General features: G+C 61.7%; 13 protein-coding genes. 3 read left to right on the top strand and 10 right to left on the bottom strand.

Annotation, left to right across the window (positions count from 1 at the left end; translation table 11 throughout):
- Window positions 1-431 precede the first annotated feature (431 nt).
- Entirely contained in the window at window positions 432-1,322 is an 891-nt protein-coding gene (locus ACFFWD_RS37610; protein WP_376974346.1) for an FkbM family methyltransferase, read from the bottom strand.
- Window positions 1,323-1,730: 408 nt separating this feature from the next.
- Here ACFFWD_RS37610 and ACFFWD_RS37605 point away from each other — a divergent pair, with 408 nt between their 5' ends.
- Complete coding sequence (locus ACFFWD_RS37605) at window positions 1,731-1,940, top strand: hypothetical protein (RefSeq protein WP_376974345.1); 210 nt, start codon at window positions 1,731-1,733, stop codon at window positions 1,938-1,940.
- Here ACFFWD_RS37605 and ACFFWD_RS37600 read toward each other — a convergent pair.
- The 3 genes from ACFFWD_RS37600 to ACFFWD_RS37590 all read right to left on the bottom strand — a co-directional run bounded on the left by ACFFWD_RS37600 (window position 1,937) and on the right by ACFFWD_RS37590 (window position 7,920).
- A complete protein-coding gene (locus ACFFWD_RS37600; protein WP_376974343.1) occupies window positions 1,937-3,091 on the bottom strand; it encodes an acyltransferase family protein in 1,155 nt (384 codons plus the stop codon). The genes ACFFWD_RS37605 and ACFFWD_RS37600 overlap by 4 nt on opposite strands.
- A gap of 288 nt (window positions 3,092-3,379) precedes the next feature.
- The gene (locus ACFFWD_RS37595) at window positions 3,380-7,291 is read right to left on the bottom strand and encodes an RHS repeat protein (RefSeq protein WP_376974341.1); all 3,912 of its coding nucleotides are present in this window, start codon (window positions 7,289-7,291) and stop codon (window positions 3,380-3,382) included.
- 392 nt (window positions 7,292-7,683) lie between these two features.
- A complete protein-coding gene (locus ACFFWD_RS37590; protein ID WP_376974339.1) occupies window positions 7,684-7,920 on the bottom strand; it encodes a hypothetical protein in 237 nt (78 codons plus the stop codon).
- 463 nt (window positions 7,921-8,383) lie between these two features.
- Here ACFFWD_RS37590 and ACFFWD_RS37585 point away from each other — a divergent pair, with 463 nt between their 5' ends.
- The gene (locus ACFFWD_RS37585) at window positions 8,384-8,626 is read left to right on the top strand and encodes a hypothetical protein (protein WP_376974337.1); all 243 of its coding nucleotides are present in this window, start codon (window positions 8,384-8,386) and stop codon (window positions 8,624-8,626) included.
- A gap of 6 nt (window positions 8,627-8,632) precedes the next feature.
- On the opposite strand, the gene ACFFWD_RS37580 is transcribed toward ACFFWD_RS37585, so the two are convergent.
- From ACFFWD_RS37580 to ACFFWD_RS37555, 6 genes are all read right to left on the bottom strand, one after another.
- On the bottom strand, window positions 8,633-10,021 hold the full coding sequence (locus ACFFWD_RS37580; protein WP_376974335.1) for a hypothetical protein: 1,389 nt from the start codon (window positions 10,019-10,021) through the stop codon (window positions 8,633-8,635).
- Between the two features lie 67 nt (window positions 10,022-10,088).
- Window positions 10,089-11,291 (bottom strand): glycosyltransferase family 4 protein, encoded by a 1,203-nt coding sequence (locus ACFFWD_RS37575; RefSeq protein ID WP_376974333.1) that lies wholly within the window; start codon window positions 11,289-11,291, stop codon window positions 10,089-10,091.
- Window positions 11,292-11,387: 96 nt separating this feature from the next.
- Window positions 11,388-12,737, bottom strand: a complete 1,350-nt coding sequence (locus tag ACFFWD_RS37570) for a glycoside hydrolase 5 family protein (protein ID WP_376974331.1) — start codon at window positions 12,735-12,737, stop codon at window positions 11,388-11,390.
- Window positions 12,738-12,826: 89 nt separating this feature from the next.
- Window positions 12,827-14,032, bottom strand: coding sequence for a polysaccharide biosynthesis/export family protein (locus ACFFWD_RS37565; protein WP_376974329.1), 1,206 nt, complete (start codon window positions 14,030-14,032; stop codon window positions 12,827-12,829).
- Window positions 14,033-14,240: 208 nt separating this feature from the next.
- The gene (locus ACFFWD_RS37560; protein WP_376974327.1) at window positions 14,241-15,374 is read right to left on the bottom strand and encodes a glycosyltransferase family 4 protein; all 1,134 of its coding nucleotides are present in this window, start codon (window positions 15,372-15,374) and stop codon (window positions 14,241-14,243) included.
- A gap of 103 nt (window positions 15,375-15,477) precedes the next feature.
- The gene (locus tag ACFFWD_RS37555; protein ID WP_376974325.1) at window positions 15,478-16,593 is read right to left on the bottom strand and encodes a glycosyltransferase family 4 protein; all 1,116 of its coding nucleotides are present in this window, start codon (window positions 16,591-16,593) and stop codon (window positions 15,478-15,480) included.
- A gap of 527 nt (window positions 16,594-17,120) precedes the next feature.
- Here ACFFWD_RS37555 and ACFFWD_RS37550 point away from each other — a divergent pair.
- Window positions 17,121-17,666: sugar phosphate nucleotidyltransferase (locus ACFFWD_RS37550; RefSeq protein WP_376974323.1), on the top strand; the 546-nt coding region annotated here is incomplete at its 3' end.

Raw genomic sequence — 17,666 nt, 5'->3', positions numbered from 1 at the left:
TCGTATCTGGAACGGAGCCCCGACCGTTGCGCGGTCGACGATCTACCGTGGCTATCTACGACCGATCGCTGTTGCCCGCGCGCCAATCCTAGCGCAAGGCAGTGAGTGTTTAGCGAACGCAGGGCTGAGCGCCCCTGCGAAGGTTGATGGCGTGGCTCTCAGAGAGAAACAATTCGCCGGAGTGTTAGCAATGCGCAGCATGTTCAGGCATCGATGTCCTTGCGACTAATTCTTTTAGGGACGGATTGTGACACAAGTTCGCAGCGTCGCGGCAAGAAGGTGCAAATTAATGGTGAGACCCGCCGCACCGTGTCGATGACGCTATGTGTACGTGGGGTCGGATGCAACGAATGATATTGTGCTGTGCGTGCCTCCCGGTGAGGCATATGCTCAAGACTTCGTCGGGAAGGGAACCTGCCCCGGAGCTGCCGCTATTTGTACGCGACAATATCCAGATAGCTCGAAGGGTCATCCCTCCACGCAGAGATCGTGGCCCGAAGAGTATCAACAATCTCTGCTATCGGCGCGACCTCGCACTTCAGCGCGACCGATTCATCAGCTTGTGAGAGCTCGCCACGACGGAACTCAGCACTCAGAAAATTCAACACGACGTTCGGATCGGACTTGAGGCGCGCCATGTGATACGGCGACCATTCGACGAAAATGGCATCAGCCTTTGCGAGCGTTGCGCTGCCGCCAGCGATAACGAACGGTTCGGCCCCTTGGGTATCAATCTTGACAAACATTGGGCGGGCGTCGGGCACTTCAATGTCGTCTAATCTCACACACGGCACCTCGATCACGAGGCGACTGCGTTCGCCGCTCTTGTCTTGCAAATCGTGCGATGCGTGGAGGCGATGATCGCCCAAATTGTCGTCAGATATCTGAAACGGCAACACCGCTTTCACCTCATGCAGCGCATATTGGTGTGTCCGCACAACTTCGACGACATCGTTCTCACGGATATTGCGGACCAAATTCTTGTAGTTTGTCGGTTCCGGCTCGAACGCGAAGCACCTAACCCCAGCGCACTGGCGCGCTATCGGAATCACGGTCAAACCAATATTTGCGCCTATATCCAAATAGGTGCCTATACCGCCTTCAAAAAACTTCCTTAATCTCTCGTTGAGATCGGCGGCCCAAACCCCGCTTTGCGCGTAGCTTCTGAAGATCGAGAGATCGTTTGGCGCGCTCGAAACCATGCCATATTTTCCGCGCGCGGATAGGCCGACGATGTTCAATGGTTTCGATAGCGATGAAACGTACAGAAAGCCGTACGTCTCGACAAGGTCGCTCCTGGCCAGCAGGCTCTTGACGATCACGTGACGCAGCCTCAACGGGAGCAGAGAACTCGCGGCACCCAAGGCTGAGAATACGAGGCGTTTCATACCCTACAATAGTACAATCATCGCTTGGAGTATCTATGTATAAATGGCGTTGCTGATGTGCTCTCGCCACCAATTCGCCGTCATTGGATAATCCGGAAATCGTGGACTCGTGCGATATTCCCGACGCGAACGAGATGAGAGGTCACCGCCCATCTCCTTGGCTTCTCCAATGCTCGTGGCGAACTCGACGGCAAATCGGCCCCGTGCCCTCGTAATAGTCGCGATACTTGAATTCGGCTTCTGCGTTGCTCAACCGAACATAGCGTGGGGGCCCGCCATAGGCCTCGGCCACAATAATCCCGTGCAACGAACTCGCCGGTCAAGCGATATGTCGGCGCGCTGGTGCCGGCCTTCGCGGGCGCCGCGATCATGGCGGCCGCGGTGGTTGCCGCGTCCTTCGCGTTGCCACCGCTGTCGCCGTGGCTGCGGCTCGCCGTGCTGACGCTGCTCGGCGCCGCCGTCTATCTGGCCATCGTGATGCTGGTGGCGCGGCCGGCAGTCGTGCAGGTCTGGCACCAGGTCGTGGGCCGCATCCGGCGCACCGCCATCTAGCGCGCGCTTGCCGGCTGTCCGGTTTCGTCGAGATTGAGCGCCTCGCCGGCGACGGGACGGAACTCGCCCAGCGACTTGGTGCTGCGCTTCGGGGCGCTGGGGGCCAGGCGATTGATCAGCTTCCGCGCGGGGTTTTCGACAAAAGTGTAGGTGATGTCGGCCGCGATCGTGAGCACGACGCAGCAGGCGAGCGCGAACGGCGCAAATGCGCCGGGTTGCAGGCCAAAATAGTGCCATGCCGGCTTGAACAGCAGGATGAGCAGCAGCTCGTGCAACATGTAGATCGCATAGGAGGTATTGCCGAGGCGGCCGAGCCAGGCCGATCCGGGGAACTTCTTGAACGCGCTTTCGCCGATCGCGGTGAAGAGGATCGCGAGCGAGAACAGGATGATGGCAAGGTCCGGCTTGGCGAAGACGTTGAGGATCAGGACCGAGGTCGCAAACAGCGCGATGCCGGCAATCGCGACCAGTTTCCTGCGGTAGGGGCCGGAGAGCTTGAACAGCACCGCGAGCAGGATGCCGTTCAGGAAGCTCGGCAGGGCACGCAGCATGCCACAGTCGAAATTGGCGCCGTACATCTGCGATCGCTCTGCCCAGATTGGCAGCCAGGCATGCGCGAGGATCCCGTAGCTGGCGGCGACGATGATCGCGAGCACAATCGGTCGGACCGACGTCGCAAGCAGCATCAGGAGCGGGAACACGAGATAGCAGAACAACTCGGCGCTGATCGACCAAGCCGGTGCATTGAAGCTCAAATGATCGGTGACACCCCAGGCCTGGATCAGGAGCAGGTTGTAGAGAAAGTCCTTGAGGCCGGAATGAACGGTCGGGCCGGCGATTCCGGCAAGCGCGAGGCCGGCGAAGGCCAGCAGCGTCAGGAGATGCAACGGATAGATGCGCGCGATCCGGCGCACCATGAAGCGGAGGTAGGACCGGGCGCCGCTGGTGTCGGCCGGATAGGAATACGAGATCACGAAGCCGGACAGGATGAAGAACATGTCCACGAACAGGCCGAAAGAGCCGTTCCAGGCCGGTGAAATGCCCGGGTCGATGAGCTTCAGGTGAAAGATGAAGACGCCGAGCGCGGCGACGAACCTGTAGAAATCGAGGACGACGAATCGCCTTGGCTCACTGGCTTCCATATCGGGCATCAAGTCTCTTGCGACGGAGTGTTTTTGTTTAGAGATGGATTGTGACACAAGTGCGCGGTCCAGAGCCCACGCGGCGCAAATGCGCGTGAGACGTTTGCAGCGGAACAGCGGACCACATCGTCCGGACGACGCTATTGATCAATTCGCGGGAAATAAAGAATGTTTGTTGCGCTGTTTTCGCCTCTCGACGAGGCAGGCGCCTAATATTTGATCTGGCGATCGGGATCGGCTTTCGCCGCTCCCGATCGCTCGCAAAGTTGATCTGGTTCCGCCACCAATTCGCCGTCTTCAGACGAAGAGGAAGTCGTGGCTGGTGAGGCTGGTAGCGTACATGTTTTTCAGCAGGATCGAATCGGTCGCCGAGATCGTGACCAGCGTGTCCGAGCCGGACTGCGCAAACTGCAGGTGGCTGTAGTCGGCGACCAGCAGCTTGGAGATCGCGATCGTATCGTGGTTGGTGGCGTCGCCGGCGTGGAAGTTGAAGACCTGGTCGTTGCCGTGATCGAACGTGACGGTGGTTGAGCCCGGCGCGGTCGAGAACACGTCGTTGCCGTTGCCGCCCTCGATGGTGAGGCCGGCGGCCACGGCGGTCACATTGTGGCTGCCGTCCGTCTTGGTGACGTCGAAATACTGCAACTGGCTCGTCGCGTTGTAGTTCTCGTGCTGGGTCACACCCGACTGCCCGTTCAGATTGAACAGGAACACATCCCTCGAGCCGTCGGCATGGTTAGCGATCTCCTGGGTCTTGGTGCCCGTAGAGTCGTAGAGGTCGGTCAGCTTGCTGCCGTCGCTGTTGATCAGCTGCTGGAAGTCGAGCGAGCCGTCGGCATGGGTCCGATCGATCTCCACGATCTTGCCGGTCGGATCGAGGTGCTGATGCTGCGTCGTATAGGTCTGGCCGGTGATGTTGTAGCTATAATTGTCCTGGGTATGGTCGGCATTGGTGATGTAGGCCGCCGTTTTCACGCCGTTGGTGTACACCGTATTGGAATTGTAACCATCGGCCTTCTGTACCACCTCGCTGGTGAGAGTGCCGGCGGCGTCATACCAGTCGGTGGTCTTGGTGCCGTCGGTCGTCTGGTGCAGCTGGAAGGCGAGACTGTTATCGGCGTGGGTGCGCACGATGCTGGTGAGGAAGCCCGTGGTGTCGTAGCTGTCGTGCTCGGTCGTATAGTTCTGACCGGTGATGTTGAAGAGAGTAACATCCCTTGAGCTGTCGGCGTGGTAGTCGGTCTCGGTCGTCTTCACGCCCGTCGCGTCGTAATTGACGACAACGCTGGAGCCGTCGCTGTTGACGACCTGGGTGTAATCCAGCGATCCGTCGGCGTGGGTCCGGTCCATCGCCGTTAGCTTGCCCGACGCATCGAGGTGCTGGTGCTGCGAGGTGTAGGTCTGGCCGATGATGTTGTAGCTGTAGTTGTCCTGGCTTCCGTCCGCGTTGTGGACATAGAGCGCGGTCTTTACGCCGCTGGTGTACAAGGTCGTGGAATTGTAGCCGTTGGCCATCTGCAGCACTTCGCTGGTGAGATTGCCCGTGGCATCGTACCAATCCGTGGTTTTTGTGCCGTCGGCAGTTTGCGCCAGCTTGAAGGCGAGGCTGCCGTCGGCATGGCTGCGCACCAGTCCGGTAAGGAAGCCGGTTGCGTCGTAGACGTCGTGCTCGGTCGTGTAGTTCTGGCCGGTGATGTTGTAGGTGTAGACATCCCTGCTACCGTCCGCGTGGGTGTCGGTCTCCGACATCTTGACACCGGTCGCGTTGTAGTAGGCGACAGCGCTGCTGCCGTCAGGATTGATGACCTGGGTGTAGTCCAGCGAGCCGTCGGCGTGCGTGCGGGTTACCGCCGTGACCTTGCCGGACGGATCGACATGCTGGACCTGCGTGGTGAAGCTCTGCCCGGTGATGTTGTAGCTGGTGTTGTCCTGGCTGCCGTCGACATTGTGGACGTAAGAAGCGGACTTCACGCCGTTGCTGTACACGGTCGTGGAGTTGTAGCCGTTGGCCATCTGCACCACTTCGCTGGTAAGATTGCCCGTGGCATCGTACCAGTCTGTGGTCTTGGTGCCGTCGGCGGTTTGCGCCAGCTTGAAGGCGAGGCTGCCGTCGGCATGGTTGCGGACCAGCGAGGTGAGGAAACCGGTCGCGTCGAACGTGTCGTGCTCGCTTGTATAGCTCTGGCCGGTGATGTTGGAGGTGTAGACGTCCTTCGACCCGTCCGCGTGATAGTCGGTCTCGACCAGCTTGACGCCCGTGGCGCTGTAGGTCGTGATGACGCTGCTGCCGTCGCTGTTGTAGACCTGCGTGGAATCGAGTGAGCCGTCGGCGTGGGTACGGGTCACCGCCGTGACCTTGCCGGTCGGATCAACATGCTGGACCTGCTGGGTGTAGCTCTGGCCGGTGATGTTGTAGGTCGTGTTGTCCTGGCTGCCGTCGGCGTTCTTGACGTAGGACTGGGTCTTCGCGCCGTTGCTGAAGAACGTGGTGGAGTAGTAACCGTCGGACTTCTGCACCACTTCGCTGGTGACGTTGCCCTTCGCGTCATAGGCGTCAGTGGTCCTTGTGCCGTCGACGGCGACGTGAATGAAGGCGGTCTTCACGCCTCCGGAATAGCTGATCGCGTCCTTGGAACCGTCGACATAGTCGATGGTGGTTGTGATCGGCTGGCCGCTGCTATTCAGGCCCGTATTGGAGGTCGAAACCAGGTTCCCGCTCGAATTGTAGGAGAGGGTGCTGGTCCAGGTGGAGGCCGAGTTCGTCACCGCAAAGGAATAGCCGCCCTGGATCGTCGACAGCGCCTTGCCGTAGTGCGAGATGATGTAGTCCATCGTCGATTTCGACGCGACGGGCAGGACGTGCGTGTCCGTCAGCGTAATGGACTGCAGCGTCCCCGAAGCGTTGAGATCCGACAGCTGCAGGACGATGTCTGCCGCGGTGCCGCTGACATTGGCCGGGCCGGGCGGCTTCACCGGCGTGGCCGCCCCGTCGATTTCAATGACAAGGGGGTGGTCGCTGACCGGAATGTTGATGCTGCTGACGTCGGTATAGGTCGCGATCGCCGTGGTTCCCGCCAGCGTGTCATAGACCTTGACGGAATGGTGCAGGCCGCCGAGGTTGACGGTCACTGACTGCGTCGGGTTCGCGATCTCGCTGTCGGTCGCATCGTTCCAGAGCTGCGGCTCGGCCCAGACCACGAGGTCATAGGCGCCGTTGCTCTTGCCGAGCACCATGCTGTTGCCCGTGGCCGGCATGTTGCTCAGCGAATAGTTCAGCGGGTTGGTCGGCTGAAGGCCGCCGCTGCCGTCGTCGGCAAGAATGGTCGTCAGGTTGTGGATCGCGGTCGCCGCCAGCTTCGGCGTTCCGTCGGAATTGAACAGGCCGAACTTGTCCTCGGGATTGGTGTCGCTTGAGGCCGAGTTCCGGTCGAGCAACTCGTAGAGATATGTCGAGGAAACTCCGGCCTTGTAAGCATCGACCAGGGTGTTGAGGATCGATTTCGCCTGCACCGTCTGGTCGACGCCAAGATACTGCGTGTTGGCCTGCGTCGTGTAGCCGGTCTCGGTGATCACCACGGGCTTGCCCGGAGCCGCCGACTCCACAGCGCTCAGCGTCGACGCGAGCGAGCTTTCGGGGTTGGAACCGGTGCTGACATAGGCGTGGGCGTTGGTGTAGTCGGTCGAACCAGCCATGTTGCCGAGCTGGCTGTAGCCCTGCGGATCGTTGTAGGCGAGCGAGAGATTGTAGACCGGGATATTGGACAGCGCGGCGTCGCCCTTCACCGACTGGTAGAGCAGGCTCTGGAACTGCGCGGCGGCGCTGAGGTCCGAGCTGCCGTTGTAGGAGAAGGGTTGGTGGTTGGCTTCGTTCAGCCCTTCGATGGCGGTGATGCTGCCGGGATGGCTGGCGACGAACTTGTCGAGCGACGCCAGGTAGCTTTGCAGGCCGACGCTGCCCGACCCGGGCAGGGCGGACGACACCAGGAAGTCGAACTTGTAACCCGCGGAGGCGAGACCGTCGACGACGGGTTGCGCGGCCGGGCTGTTTGCCGATGAATCGCGCAGATGGGTGACGCCGAGATATTTCAGGTCGTCGATCATCAGCGCGAGGTTGTTGTAGCCGCCCCACGCGAATCCGGCATGCGTGTTGATGCCGATCGAGTTGATGAAGCCGCTTGCGGAGAGGACAGTCTGACTGGTGGTTGCCATTGCACACTCAAGCTAGAAAGCGAACGGAATTGCTCGCAGGATTAGTGGCGAACTTTCTATTTTGGGTGTGAATTTCGGATAAAAATCGAAGCAACCGAATCTTTAGATTCAAGTTCCGCTGTCGGAACGAAGTCGCTGTCGCGTCAAAGCACGAGGTGATGATGTCGAAGCACGATGGCACGACGAAGGCGCTTTCAAAGTTTTCTAACGAAGATGATCGCAGCGCTTGCTGAAGATGTGCGCACACTGCACGCGATTTGATCCGCGATGCAGATGTATTCGGTGAATCCTGCAAAGGTTTCACGACGCGCGTGTGTCGTGCCGTTAATTGCGGCAAGCGAACAACGTGCTCTCGTTCTTCGCTTCGCGATTCGAATCTGCTCTCCGCAATTCTACGGATAGACGAATTGCTCAACGCGTCTGATGCGGATGACGCTCGCGAGCGTATCGGTCGAGCGTGTGCGCAGGATCGCTTCAACGATGCGGTGACGTTCGCCGCGACCGATCGCCGGACGCGTTGTGGCGCGATGGCCGGCGGGCGACGCAAATGTGAAGGTGATGGATTCAGCCGTTGGCTGGGAACCGGCGGATCTGTCCAACGGAACCGGGTGCGTGACGCGGCGCACCACGCCGCATGCCGGCAATTATGACGATCATTATATGGAGACTGCGGTGACGGAGCGGCCGACGCCGGTCAGACCGCTCGTTGTTCGCGTTGCTCGGCCGCTGTCGGCTTGACCTGTCCGGTCCGTTCGTCGGCGAAGGACCACCAAATGATCGCGCAAGCGACCGCGGCGCAGGATAGAAAGCCTGCGGCGAATGCCACGCACCCAATCAGCACAGTCGTCATCGTCTCCGCCTCCGTCCCCGTTTGTGTCTCGGGACGCCGGTTTTTCACCGCTTGCGACCAAGGAAGCACGAAACGCACCGGCACGGCGGGAAATTGCGCGGTTCCGGGCCGATATGTTGGATTTGTCGTTAATGCGTGGCGGCTTGCGCGACAGCCAACGACGGTTGCGGCGGCGCAGCAACGAATGCGCGGGATCGTCGCGCCAATTCCGGCTATGTTCCCCCGTGGGGTAGGGAACACCAGTGACAACGATACTCTATATATTGGTGGGTTGGGTCGCGCTGAACGTTCTGTTCGCGGCCGGAATGTATTTCAGGCCGGTCCGCAAGCTGGCGTCGACGTCGTCCGAGCTTGAACGGTCTGACGCGGGCGAGGGGCTAACACGGAAGCGATCCGATGTTCCCGCGGCAATTGGGTCATCGACCGCCGTGGGCAAGGTGCTCTTGTTCGGGCTCTGGCTCGGCGATCGGCAGCATCTGGTCTGACGGCCGTTAACTGCGCCGCGCCAGCATCAGGAAATCGCCGCGCCACGCGATGAAGGCGGTTGTTGCCGCCGCAATGACGATCTTGGCTGCGAGCCAGGTGAGCGGTTGCGACGGCAGCGCGGCCAGAGATCCGATCAGGAGTGCCGCCACGGTCGCCTCGGCCGCCAGCGACCAGCGCGGAACCGCGCCGAAACGGATGGTTGGACCAAGCGCGAACAGGATGACGATGGCGGTCGCAACCGCCGCGCAGGCGACTGCGCCGCGCGGCGAGACGCCGGCGGCCACCGCAATCGCCGAAACCGCGGTAACCATCGCAAGCTGACCGGCCGCGACCACGACCAGCCTGGTCGCCAGCTTCTCGAGATGGGGGACGACCGCGATCGTGGCCTGCAGATGGGTGTGCAGGAAATAGAACACGGCGACGGCTGGGGCCACGACCAGGAAACCGTCGAGACTTTCCTCTGGCACCAGGATGCGGCCGGCATCCGGAATGAAGCCGATCAGCCCGCCGAGCATCACGGCCGTCGCACAGATCATGAAATCGAACATCCGCGCGGTGGATCGCGTCGCGCCGTTGCTGCCGTGCTCGAAATCGTGGACCACTTCCGGATAGCTCACCGTGTGGATCGCGGCATTGAGCACCCAGAACGGGCGCTGCAGCAGATCGAGCGCGATCGAGAAGCCGGCTCCTGCGCCGGTTGCGCCGAGGCGACCGATGACGATGAAACGAAGCAGCACCGGAACGGATAGATGGATCACCGAGGCCGCCGCGGCGAGCATGCCGTAGCGGCAGAAATTGCTCCAGTCGGCCAGCATTGTCCGGTACGGTGCTCGCCGGAGCGGCGTGCGATGCGCGATCACGGCCGCGATGAGCCCGGCCACATGACCGGACGCCACACCAAGCAGCGTCGCGCCTGCGGTTCGGGAAAGGCTGGCGCCAGCGACCGCGCCGCAGAGCAGAATGGTGGCGCGCAGCGCCAGCAGCGCAGACGCGGTGCCCAGCCGGTCGGACAAGCGGACCGCGAGGAAGTACAGGTCAGCGATGCCCTGAAACACCGCGACCGCCAGGCCAAGGGCGATCACGCCTGATGTCAGCGTGCTCATCACGGATGCAGCGCCGCCGATTGCGACAAGCGCGACCGCGCTCAAGAGTCCCGCCGCGAACAGCGAGCCACGCAGGCGCGCGGCCTCGTCGCCGCTGGCTGCCGCCAGGAAACGCAGGCCCGCAAGCTGCAGCCACTCGAACATCAGCACGCACAAGAGCTGGCTCGATGCGAGCGCAAGGGAGAAGCTGGTGTAATCCGCCGCCGGCAGCAGGTGGCTGATCGCAAAGATCAGGATGATCGCCGCCGCGCTTTGATAGACGTAACCGGCAATGGCGAGCAGGCGGATCATGAGGCCACAGCCGTTTCGCTGATACCGCCGGGCATGGCGCGGACCTCGGGCCGCGCGGCGCCCGTGCTCACCGCTTGCTCCCGCGCAGCCGCTCGTACAGCTTGCCGTACTCGGACACGACGTCGGCGAACGCCCAGCGATTGGTGTCGTTGGCCAGTCGTTCGCTGATCTCGACAATCTTGTGCGGATCAGACGCGATGTTGCGCATGCTGTTGGCCAGCGATTCCGGGTCGGCATCGGTCAGCCAGCCGGTGATGCCGTGCTCGATCGCCTCGGGCATGCCGCCGAAGCGCGTTCCGAGCAACGGCCGGCCGGCGGCCTTCGCATCCGCGACGACGAGGGGACCGGGATCGTGCCAGATCGACGGCGCGATCACGACATCGACGGCCTTGTAGAAATCGTCCGGCGCAACGAATCCCATGAACTCGACGCGCGCGTTCGGCGCGAGCGCCATCAGGCGCTGCTGCTCCTGATCGCTGACGCGACCTGCGATCAGCGTCCGAAACTTTTCGCGCGGCAGGGTGGCGAGGGCGCGCATCAGATTTTCGATGCCCTTTTCCTCGGTCAATCGGCCGATGAACCCGAAGGTGACCTCGGTCGTGCACAAGGGGCGGGTAAACGGCGCGCTGGGCGGCGAAGTCGATGCGTTGTGGATGACGGTGCGGATCGGCGTGTCGGCGAACATGCCGAGATCGGTGTGGATCGACAGCACCCGTTCGCTGACGCCGACCACGGCGCTGAGCCAATGCGTGGCGCGCTTGCGGTGGTAGGTCAGGAGCGAGCAACTGGTGCAGGTGTGTTCGCAGACGCGGCCTTTGGTGAAACGCGAGCAGCGCGGGCAGGTGAGATAATAATCGTGGATCGTGTGCAGCACCGGAACGCCGTGCTGCGCGGCAATCCTCCAGATCGCGGTGGTCAGTCCGGAGAGGTTGTTGGAATGCAGCACGTCAGGCTTGAAGGCGCGAATGCGCTCGGTGACCATCGGTGCGAGAATCTGCCAGTCCTCGACCGCGTGCCAGATGCTGCGCAACGCGACGTTCCTCTGCTCGGTGAACGGCAGGTAGATGTTGCGCACTGGCGCGGAATAGATGTCGATGCCATTGCAGGTCTCGGGCGCCTGGCCATACGCCGATGCTCCGCGGATCACTTCGACGTCGTCGCCCCGCTCCTTGAGCGTCTCGGCAAAGGTGCGCGCGAAGATTTCCGCGCCGCCGACCAGCTTCGGTGCCAGCGGCGTCGGATAGAGCGAAGACGTCAGGAGGATTCTCATCGGATCAGATCTCGTTCCCAGGATTCCGGCACCCGATCGTGTCGGATGCGGCCGGGCGGAACCCCGGATATAAATGTATTCCGATAACTCGACGGCCTACCGGGCCGCCCGTATTTCAAGAGCGGGGACGGTGCCGCCGTTTGTGCTGATCAAAAGAGGGGTGCTCGCGACCGGCATCCAGACGCCCGAAGCGGGGCTGGCGGCGTCGTCGCAGGGATGTGCAAAGGTCGCGTTGGGCGCCTCGCTCTTCAGGCGGACCTCGTAGCGCCGGTTCGGGTCTTCCGACCAGATCGCGACCTTGCCGCCGGCTGCGCTCGCAGCGCGGATGGAGACGACATCATCAGCCAGTTTCTTTCGCTCCGCGCCGAGCGTGGAGCGGATGAATGCCCAGGAGCCTCGAACCGCGCAGGCCACGGGCTTTGGCGAATTGTCGAACCGGAAGAGCCCGAAATTGTCTTCGGGCTCGGCAGGATTCGTTCCACTGTCCTTGAGCTCGTAGAACCACATTCCCTTCAGCCAGGATGAGGCGGTCGATGCCCACAGGATCAATTGCGCCGTGCTGTCAGCCTGCGCCTGCTCGTTGACCCCGCATTTGGCTGATGCCGTGGTCCAGCCGGTCTCGGTCACGTAGATCGGGAAATCCGGATTGCCGCTCGCCTGCGTGACGAGGCGGCGGAAGGCCTCCAGCCGATCGATGATCTCCGTCGAGCTGCGCCGGGAGGGCGCCATGCAGAAATTATAAAGGTGGACCGAGATGCCGTCGGCATATTGCAGAACGCCGGACTGCAGCATGCGCTGGGTCCACACCCAGCCAGGATCGTCGCCGATGGCGCCGACGACGAAAGGCGCGTTCGGCAGAACCCGCTTGACCACGGGACGCGTGACCTTGGCCAGCGCCAGATAATTTTCGACGGAGAAGGCGTCGCTCTTCTTCGCCGCCATGTTCCATTCGTTCCACAGCTCGAAGATCGGCTGTTGCTGCGCCACCGATTGTGCCGCCGCGGCGGCGTAGTCGGCGAAGCGCTGGCGCGCCTCATCCGTCGTCGGCGGCATCGAGTTCGGAACCAGATGGTGGCCGAAGGCGAGGATCAGGAATGGACGCGCCACGCCGGACTTGACCTGGGTCTCAAGCCGGCCGAGCTGCGCGGTGAAGCCCATTCGCCGGCCGGGTAACTCGAAATCCGACCACGGAAAATCGTCGCGGAATGCGGTCAGGCCGAGCTGCTTGATCTGACCGACGGCGGTCGCCGGTACGTAGCCGCGTGAGCTGACCGGGCCGCCCAATCCCTGGTGCGTGCCGACGCCGAGCAACAGCCGCTCGTCGAGCGGACGGGTGTTCTCGGCTTGCGCAACCGGCGCCGCGAGGCCAATCGCCGCGGCGGCGGCAACGATCCGCAACTCTCGTAACCATCGCCGGCGCGTTAGCGCATTCGCAATCGATTTCATCTCGACCAGCAACGTTGCAGCGTACCTTCGGGTCTCCGGAAATCGGCGCTTGTCAGATCCATGTTGAAGCGGCGAGCCTTGCGGCTTCGTCACCTCGCAACGGTCGCGCTGATGTTGTCCGCGTTGGTGGTCACCGAATTCAGGACCGTCATAGCCTTGACGATCTCTGTGGCCGGCGATTCCGACACAACGATGACGTCGCGGTCCCGCATCTTGAACGTATCGGACAGGAACATGCCGTCCGGCTTGGCGAAATCGAAAGCGTAGGCCGCCGGCACCGTCTTGGTCGGGAACCTCGCGACATCGAGTCCCAGGTTCTCCAGCATCGACTTTGGCTCGAAGCGCAGGACGTAGATCGACCTGGAGTCGGCGCGGCTGCCGTCCAGACCGCCGGCCTTTGCAAGCGCCTCGGCAAGCGACATCTGATCGTTCTCGAAGGTGAAGCGGCGGTTGTTGACACCGCCGACCGCTCCGGGCGAAGGCGTCGACCCGAATACCATGTACACGCGCGGAATGCGCGCCAGATAGACGACGTCGCCTGGCCGCAGCAGCGCGTCTTCGTTCGGGTGCTGCACGACGGTCGACATCGACTCCTCATAGGTGCCGCCGTTGCGCTTGATGGTCACTCGCGTTTCATACGACGGATACTTTGGGCCGCCGGAGCGCGCGATCGCGCTCATCAGGTGGATGCCGCCTGGATCGATCGGAAAGCGGAGCGGCGAGTTCACTTCACCGAGCACGCTGACCTGGTTGCCGCGCTGTTCCGCGACAGCGACGACCACCTGCGGGTCAATCGCGCGATCCTTGAGACGCTCGCGGATGATGCCGGACACGGCGCGTGGCGTGAGGCCGGCGACCTTGACGGCGCCCGCATAGGGAATGTTGATGTTGCCGGACTGATCGACCTGTTGCCGCGGAATGTCGACGAAGTTGCCGGGGCGCACGCCGGCTTCGCGCGGAATGAACAGGCCGCCCGCTTGGGCCTCATAAACCGTAACTGACACGATGTCGCCAACACCGATCGTGACGTCGCGATAGTTGCCGCCCGGCAGACGCGAGAAGACCCCGCCTCCACCGTCGGTGAAAGAATTGGTCGCGCGCATCACGTTGAGATTGGCCGGCATCAAGACGTAAGGCAGCGGTGCGGTCGGCTGCGTGATCAGCGCGGCGTTTGACTTAACCGCCGCTGCAGTGGGCGCATCCTGCGGCAGGAAGCCGGCGCATCCAGCGAGAGCAAAGGAGAGGGTGGCGAACGCCGAAAGGCGGATCGCGCCGCCGCAGAAAGTCTTACTCATCGCTACTACTCTTCTTTAACGCCGACCAATCATCGAGCACGCGATCTGCTTGATCAGCGTGACGCGATCTTACGATCCAACCGTAGCAAGGTGAGGAAAGGCGAGCCACGATCATCTGCTGCGTTGCACGCCATGCGATGTGCGATGTGGCTTTCGTACAACGAATCTCGCCAAACTTTTGCCTTCAATTGAATCGGTCCGCATGATTTCAAAGCGAGCTCACGTCTGCACGCGCAGAGCCGACGTCAGCGCGCGCACGTTGATCGAGGTTGCAGAGCTGATGATAAAGTTCGCTGAGCAGTCGATGTGTTGTCTTCACGTCATAAAGCCTCTTGAAGCGTGCCTCGCCTTGCCGTCCGGCCCATGCGAGATCGAGTTGCTGCGCTTTCTTCACGGTTTCGACGAGTGAGGCTGCGGAAACCTGGTTCCCCAGAACGCCGGTGACGCCATCCTCGACGATCTCGGGTAACGCGCCGACACGGAACGCAACAATTGGTTTGGCAGCCCGCATCGCTTCGAGCGCGACAAGTCCAAATGCCTCCCAGCGTGACGGAATGATGACCAGATCGGCCGCGTCGAGCTGCGCGTCGATCTGATATCGATCGGCCCAACCCAACAGCGAAACGTTCGCGGGCAGTTCGATATCGTTCTGCCTGTCGACCACGGGGGAACCGAGCACGCGGACATCAACCGATTCTGCGAGCTCACGCGCCATTTCAATCAGCAGGTCGTAGCCCTTCTGCCAGTCGAGGCGGCCGATGAAGAGAATCCTTGTCTTCTGCGAAGGCCAATCCACCGCGCCGGCGCGCGGCGAGGGACGTTGCCCGGAGATTCCGTTCGGAACGAGTGTCAGGCGTTCGCGCGCAATTCCCGCATCGATCGCTCTCTTTCGCTCGTAGCCCGAGATGCAGACGATGCGATCGGCAAGGCGTGCGAGAACGATCTCGACCAGCTTGGTGGTGCGATGGCTGAGGCGCGACGTCTCGCGCGAAAAAGCCCAACCGTGCGGGCAATAGACGATCTTCGGGCGGTTGCGCATGAAAAGCAGCAACGGTCGTATCACGAGGCCAGCGAATGTCGAATGGAGATGGACGATGTCGGGTTGAAGGCGGCGGATCTCTCGGCGCGCCGTCACGGCCATGTGCAACAGGCCGGACACGCTGCGGCCGGCCCGTTCGAACGTGGATACTTCAGACTCCTCGAACCCGACGAGATCGCCGCGATGGTCCGACGGAATGACGTAATGCACCTTGCCGCGGCCGTAGCTCGCGCGCTGATAAGGATGGAGTTCGTTGAAGTAGGTGGCGATGCCGCCGCGAATTGTTTCGGCAACATGGAGCACTCTTGGTGCTCCTGTGTTATCTATCAACATCGGGCGATCCGATCCGGGTTGCGTCAACATGCTTGGGCTTTTCACGGCTGCATAAAGCAATTGTTAGGCCGGATTATTTCATGAGCACGGTCGCTTTCTGGCCATGCTTCGACTGCGCGAGGAACTGCAGCAAACTTTCCGCGGACTTTCGCCACGAAAACGCCGCGAGACGATCGCGCTGCCTGTTCCGTTCCTCGTCCGAGAGTTTTCCCGCTGCCAATCTTTCGAGCATCCGTTGACGCAGTTCTTCGGCATTGGTGGCATCGAAATAGGCAGCTGCGTCGCCGCAGGTTTCGCGAACCGCATCCGCGGTCGACGCGATGACCGGACATCCGAACAACATCGCTTCGAGCGGTGGAACACCGAAGCCCTCATAAAGACTGGGGAACACGAAGGCCACCGCACGTGCATAGAGGGCGGCGATCTCGTTGTCGGTCAACCGGCCCGCCAGAACAAGACCTGGCTCCGCCACATTTGAGTTCCCCTGGAACACCCTGTTGTTGTCGCCGCCGACGATGACGAGTGGAACGTCCTGCCGTTCCAGCATGCGCGCCGCCTGGATCGCCAGGGAGATATTTTTGTTCTTTGTCATCGAGCCGACGGAAAGAAAATATTGCTGTGCGGTGAGGCCGAGACGATCGAGGATCGTGAAGTCAGGCACGGTGGCCGCAAAATGTTCTGCGCTGTTTGAGAAGACCGGGATCGCGGCCGCCGGGAGATCGAGCGCTGTGGCGAGTTCGCGGCGCGAGAAGTCGGAAACGGTTGCAATCGTCGCGCGGCGCGCCAGGAACCGATCGAGCGTGCGATGAACCGCCAGATAGCGCCAGTTGAAGAAATCCGGCCGGCGAAACACCTGCGCGTCATGAATGACTACAATGTGATCGGAGTGCAGCACCGGACCGGAATTCGCAAGGCTGATCAGGCGTCCGCCACTGGCGGCCCGCGCGAGATCGACCTGATCCCATGCATGACCGCCCAATCGCCCGGTCGCGCGAACCTTGATCTGCTTCAGCGCGAGCGTTTCGCTCGCATCCGGCGGCGCGAGAACGGTCCATTCCGCGGCCGATAGCGTGTCGGAGACCTGGCCCGATGCCAGAAGTCCATCCATCGCCTTGACGATTTCGGCGGCGTAACGCTGAACACCTGTCAGTTTCTGAGACAGAAAGCGGCCGTTGATGAAAATCTTCAAGTCGTGCCTCATCTGAATGGACGCGCTGAGAAGCACATCGGACCTGCACGATCAATCATCATTCGCGGTCGCGGGCATTTTCGATGCACAGCCTTTGCGTGAAATTTGATCAGTGCGTTTTCCCCGTTGCACAGATTCAACAGATTGTTGTCGTGATCATGGGTGTGAACACATCTTGTGCGTTGCCCGATATGTCGTTGCGGCGGTAGCGAGCAGCGCGCCTCAATGTGGAGATCGTGACGATGATCACGTATCGCGGTGACGCATTGCAGGGACGCATTGCAGGGATCGGGCCAAACGGCCGGTGTGCAGAGAGCAATCTTAGGGCACAAAAATATGACGGTCGAAAATTTCTGCGCGTTTGTCCTCGTTCGGTCACTTTCACACGGATGAAGTCGTTGGCGTTTATTGGCAGGAGTCGGACGTGTGCGGGACGTGCAATCGTCTTGGCACCATTCTTGCTGAACAAAGCTTGGCACCATTCTTGCTGAACAAAGATCGTGATCATGACAGGACGTGAGGCATCGATGACTGGACGAATAATCCCCCTGATCATGTGCGGCGGCGCGGGCACGCGGCTGTGGCCGGCCTCGCGCGAGGTGCATCCGAAGCAGTTCCTGTCGCTGTTCGGGGCGCGCTCGACGTTCCAGGAGACGGTGCTGCGGGTTGCGGATGCGAGCCTGTTCGCGCGCCCGATCGTGATCACCAACGAGGCCTACCGCTTCATGGTGCTGGAGCAGCTCGCGGAAATCGGCCGCGAGGCCGACGTGCTGCTCGAGCCGATGCGGCGCGATTCAGGGCCGGCGATCGCGGCCGGTGCGGCATTTGCCGAAGCGCGCGACAAGGACGCGATCGTGCTGGCGCTCGCCGCCGACCACCTGGTGCGCGACACCAAGGCGTTCGTGGCCGGCTGCCGCGCGGGGCTGGTCGCGGCCGAGATGGGCCGCATCGTGACCTTCGGGGTCCGGCCGGAACGGCCCGCCACCGAATATGGCTACATCAATCCGGGCGAGGTGGTCGCCGGCGAGGTGAAGGCGGTCGCAAAGTTCGTCGAGAAGCCGGATGCGGCGACG

Origin of the sequence: Bradyrhizobium erythrophlei, assembly GCF_042430365.1 — a bacterium.
Taxonomy (GTDB): Bacteria; Pseudomonadota; Alphaproteobacteria; order Rhizobiales; family Xanthobacteraceae; genus Bradyrhizobium; species Bradyrhizobium erythrophlei.
This window is presented reverse-complemented; position numbering and strand designations above follow the sequence as displayed.

Coding starts and splice junctions, on each gene's coding strand:
- ACFFWD_RS37600 (WP_376974343.1), bottom strand. CDS start 3,091: ATGCCCGATATGGAAGCCAGTGAGCCAAGGCGATTCGTCGTCCTCGAT.
- ACFFWD_RS37595 (WP_376974341.1), bottom strand. CDS start 7,291: ATGGCAACCACCAGTCAGACTGTCCTCTCCGCAAGCGGCTTCATCAAC.
- ACFFWD_RS37580 (WP_376974335.1), bottom strand. CDS start 10,021: ATGATCCGCCTGCTCGCCATTGCCGGTTACGTCTATCAAAGCGCGGCG.
- ACFFWD_RS37575 (WP_376974333.1), bottom strand. CDS start 11,291: ATGAGAATCCTCCTGACGTCTTCGCTCTATCCGACGCCGCTGGCACCG.
- ACFFWD_RS37570 (WP_376974331.1), bottom strand. CDS start 12,737: ATGAAATCGATTGCGAATGCGCTAACGCGCCGGCGATGGTTACGAGAG.
- ACFFWD_RS37565 (WP_376974329.1), bottom strand. CDS start 14,032: ATGAGTAAGACTTTCTGCGGCGGCGCGATCCGCCTTTCGGCGTTCGCC.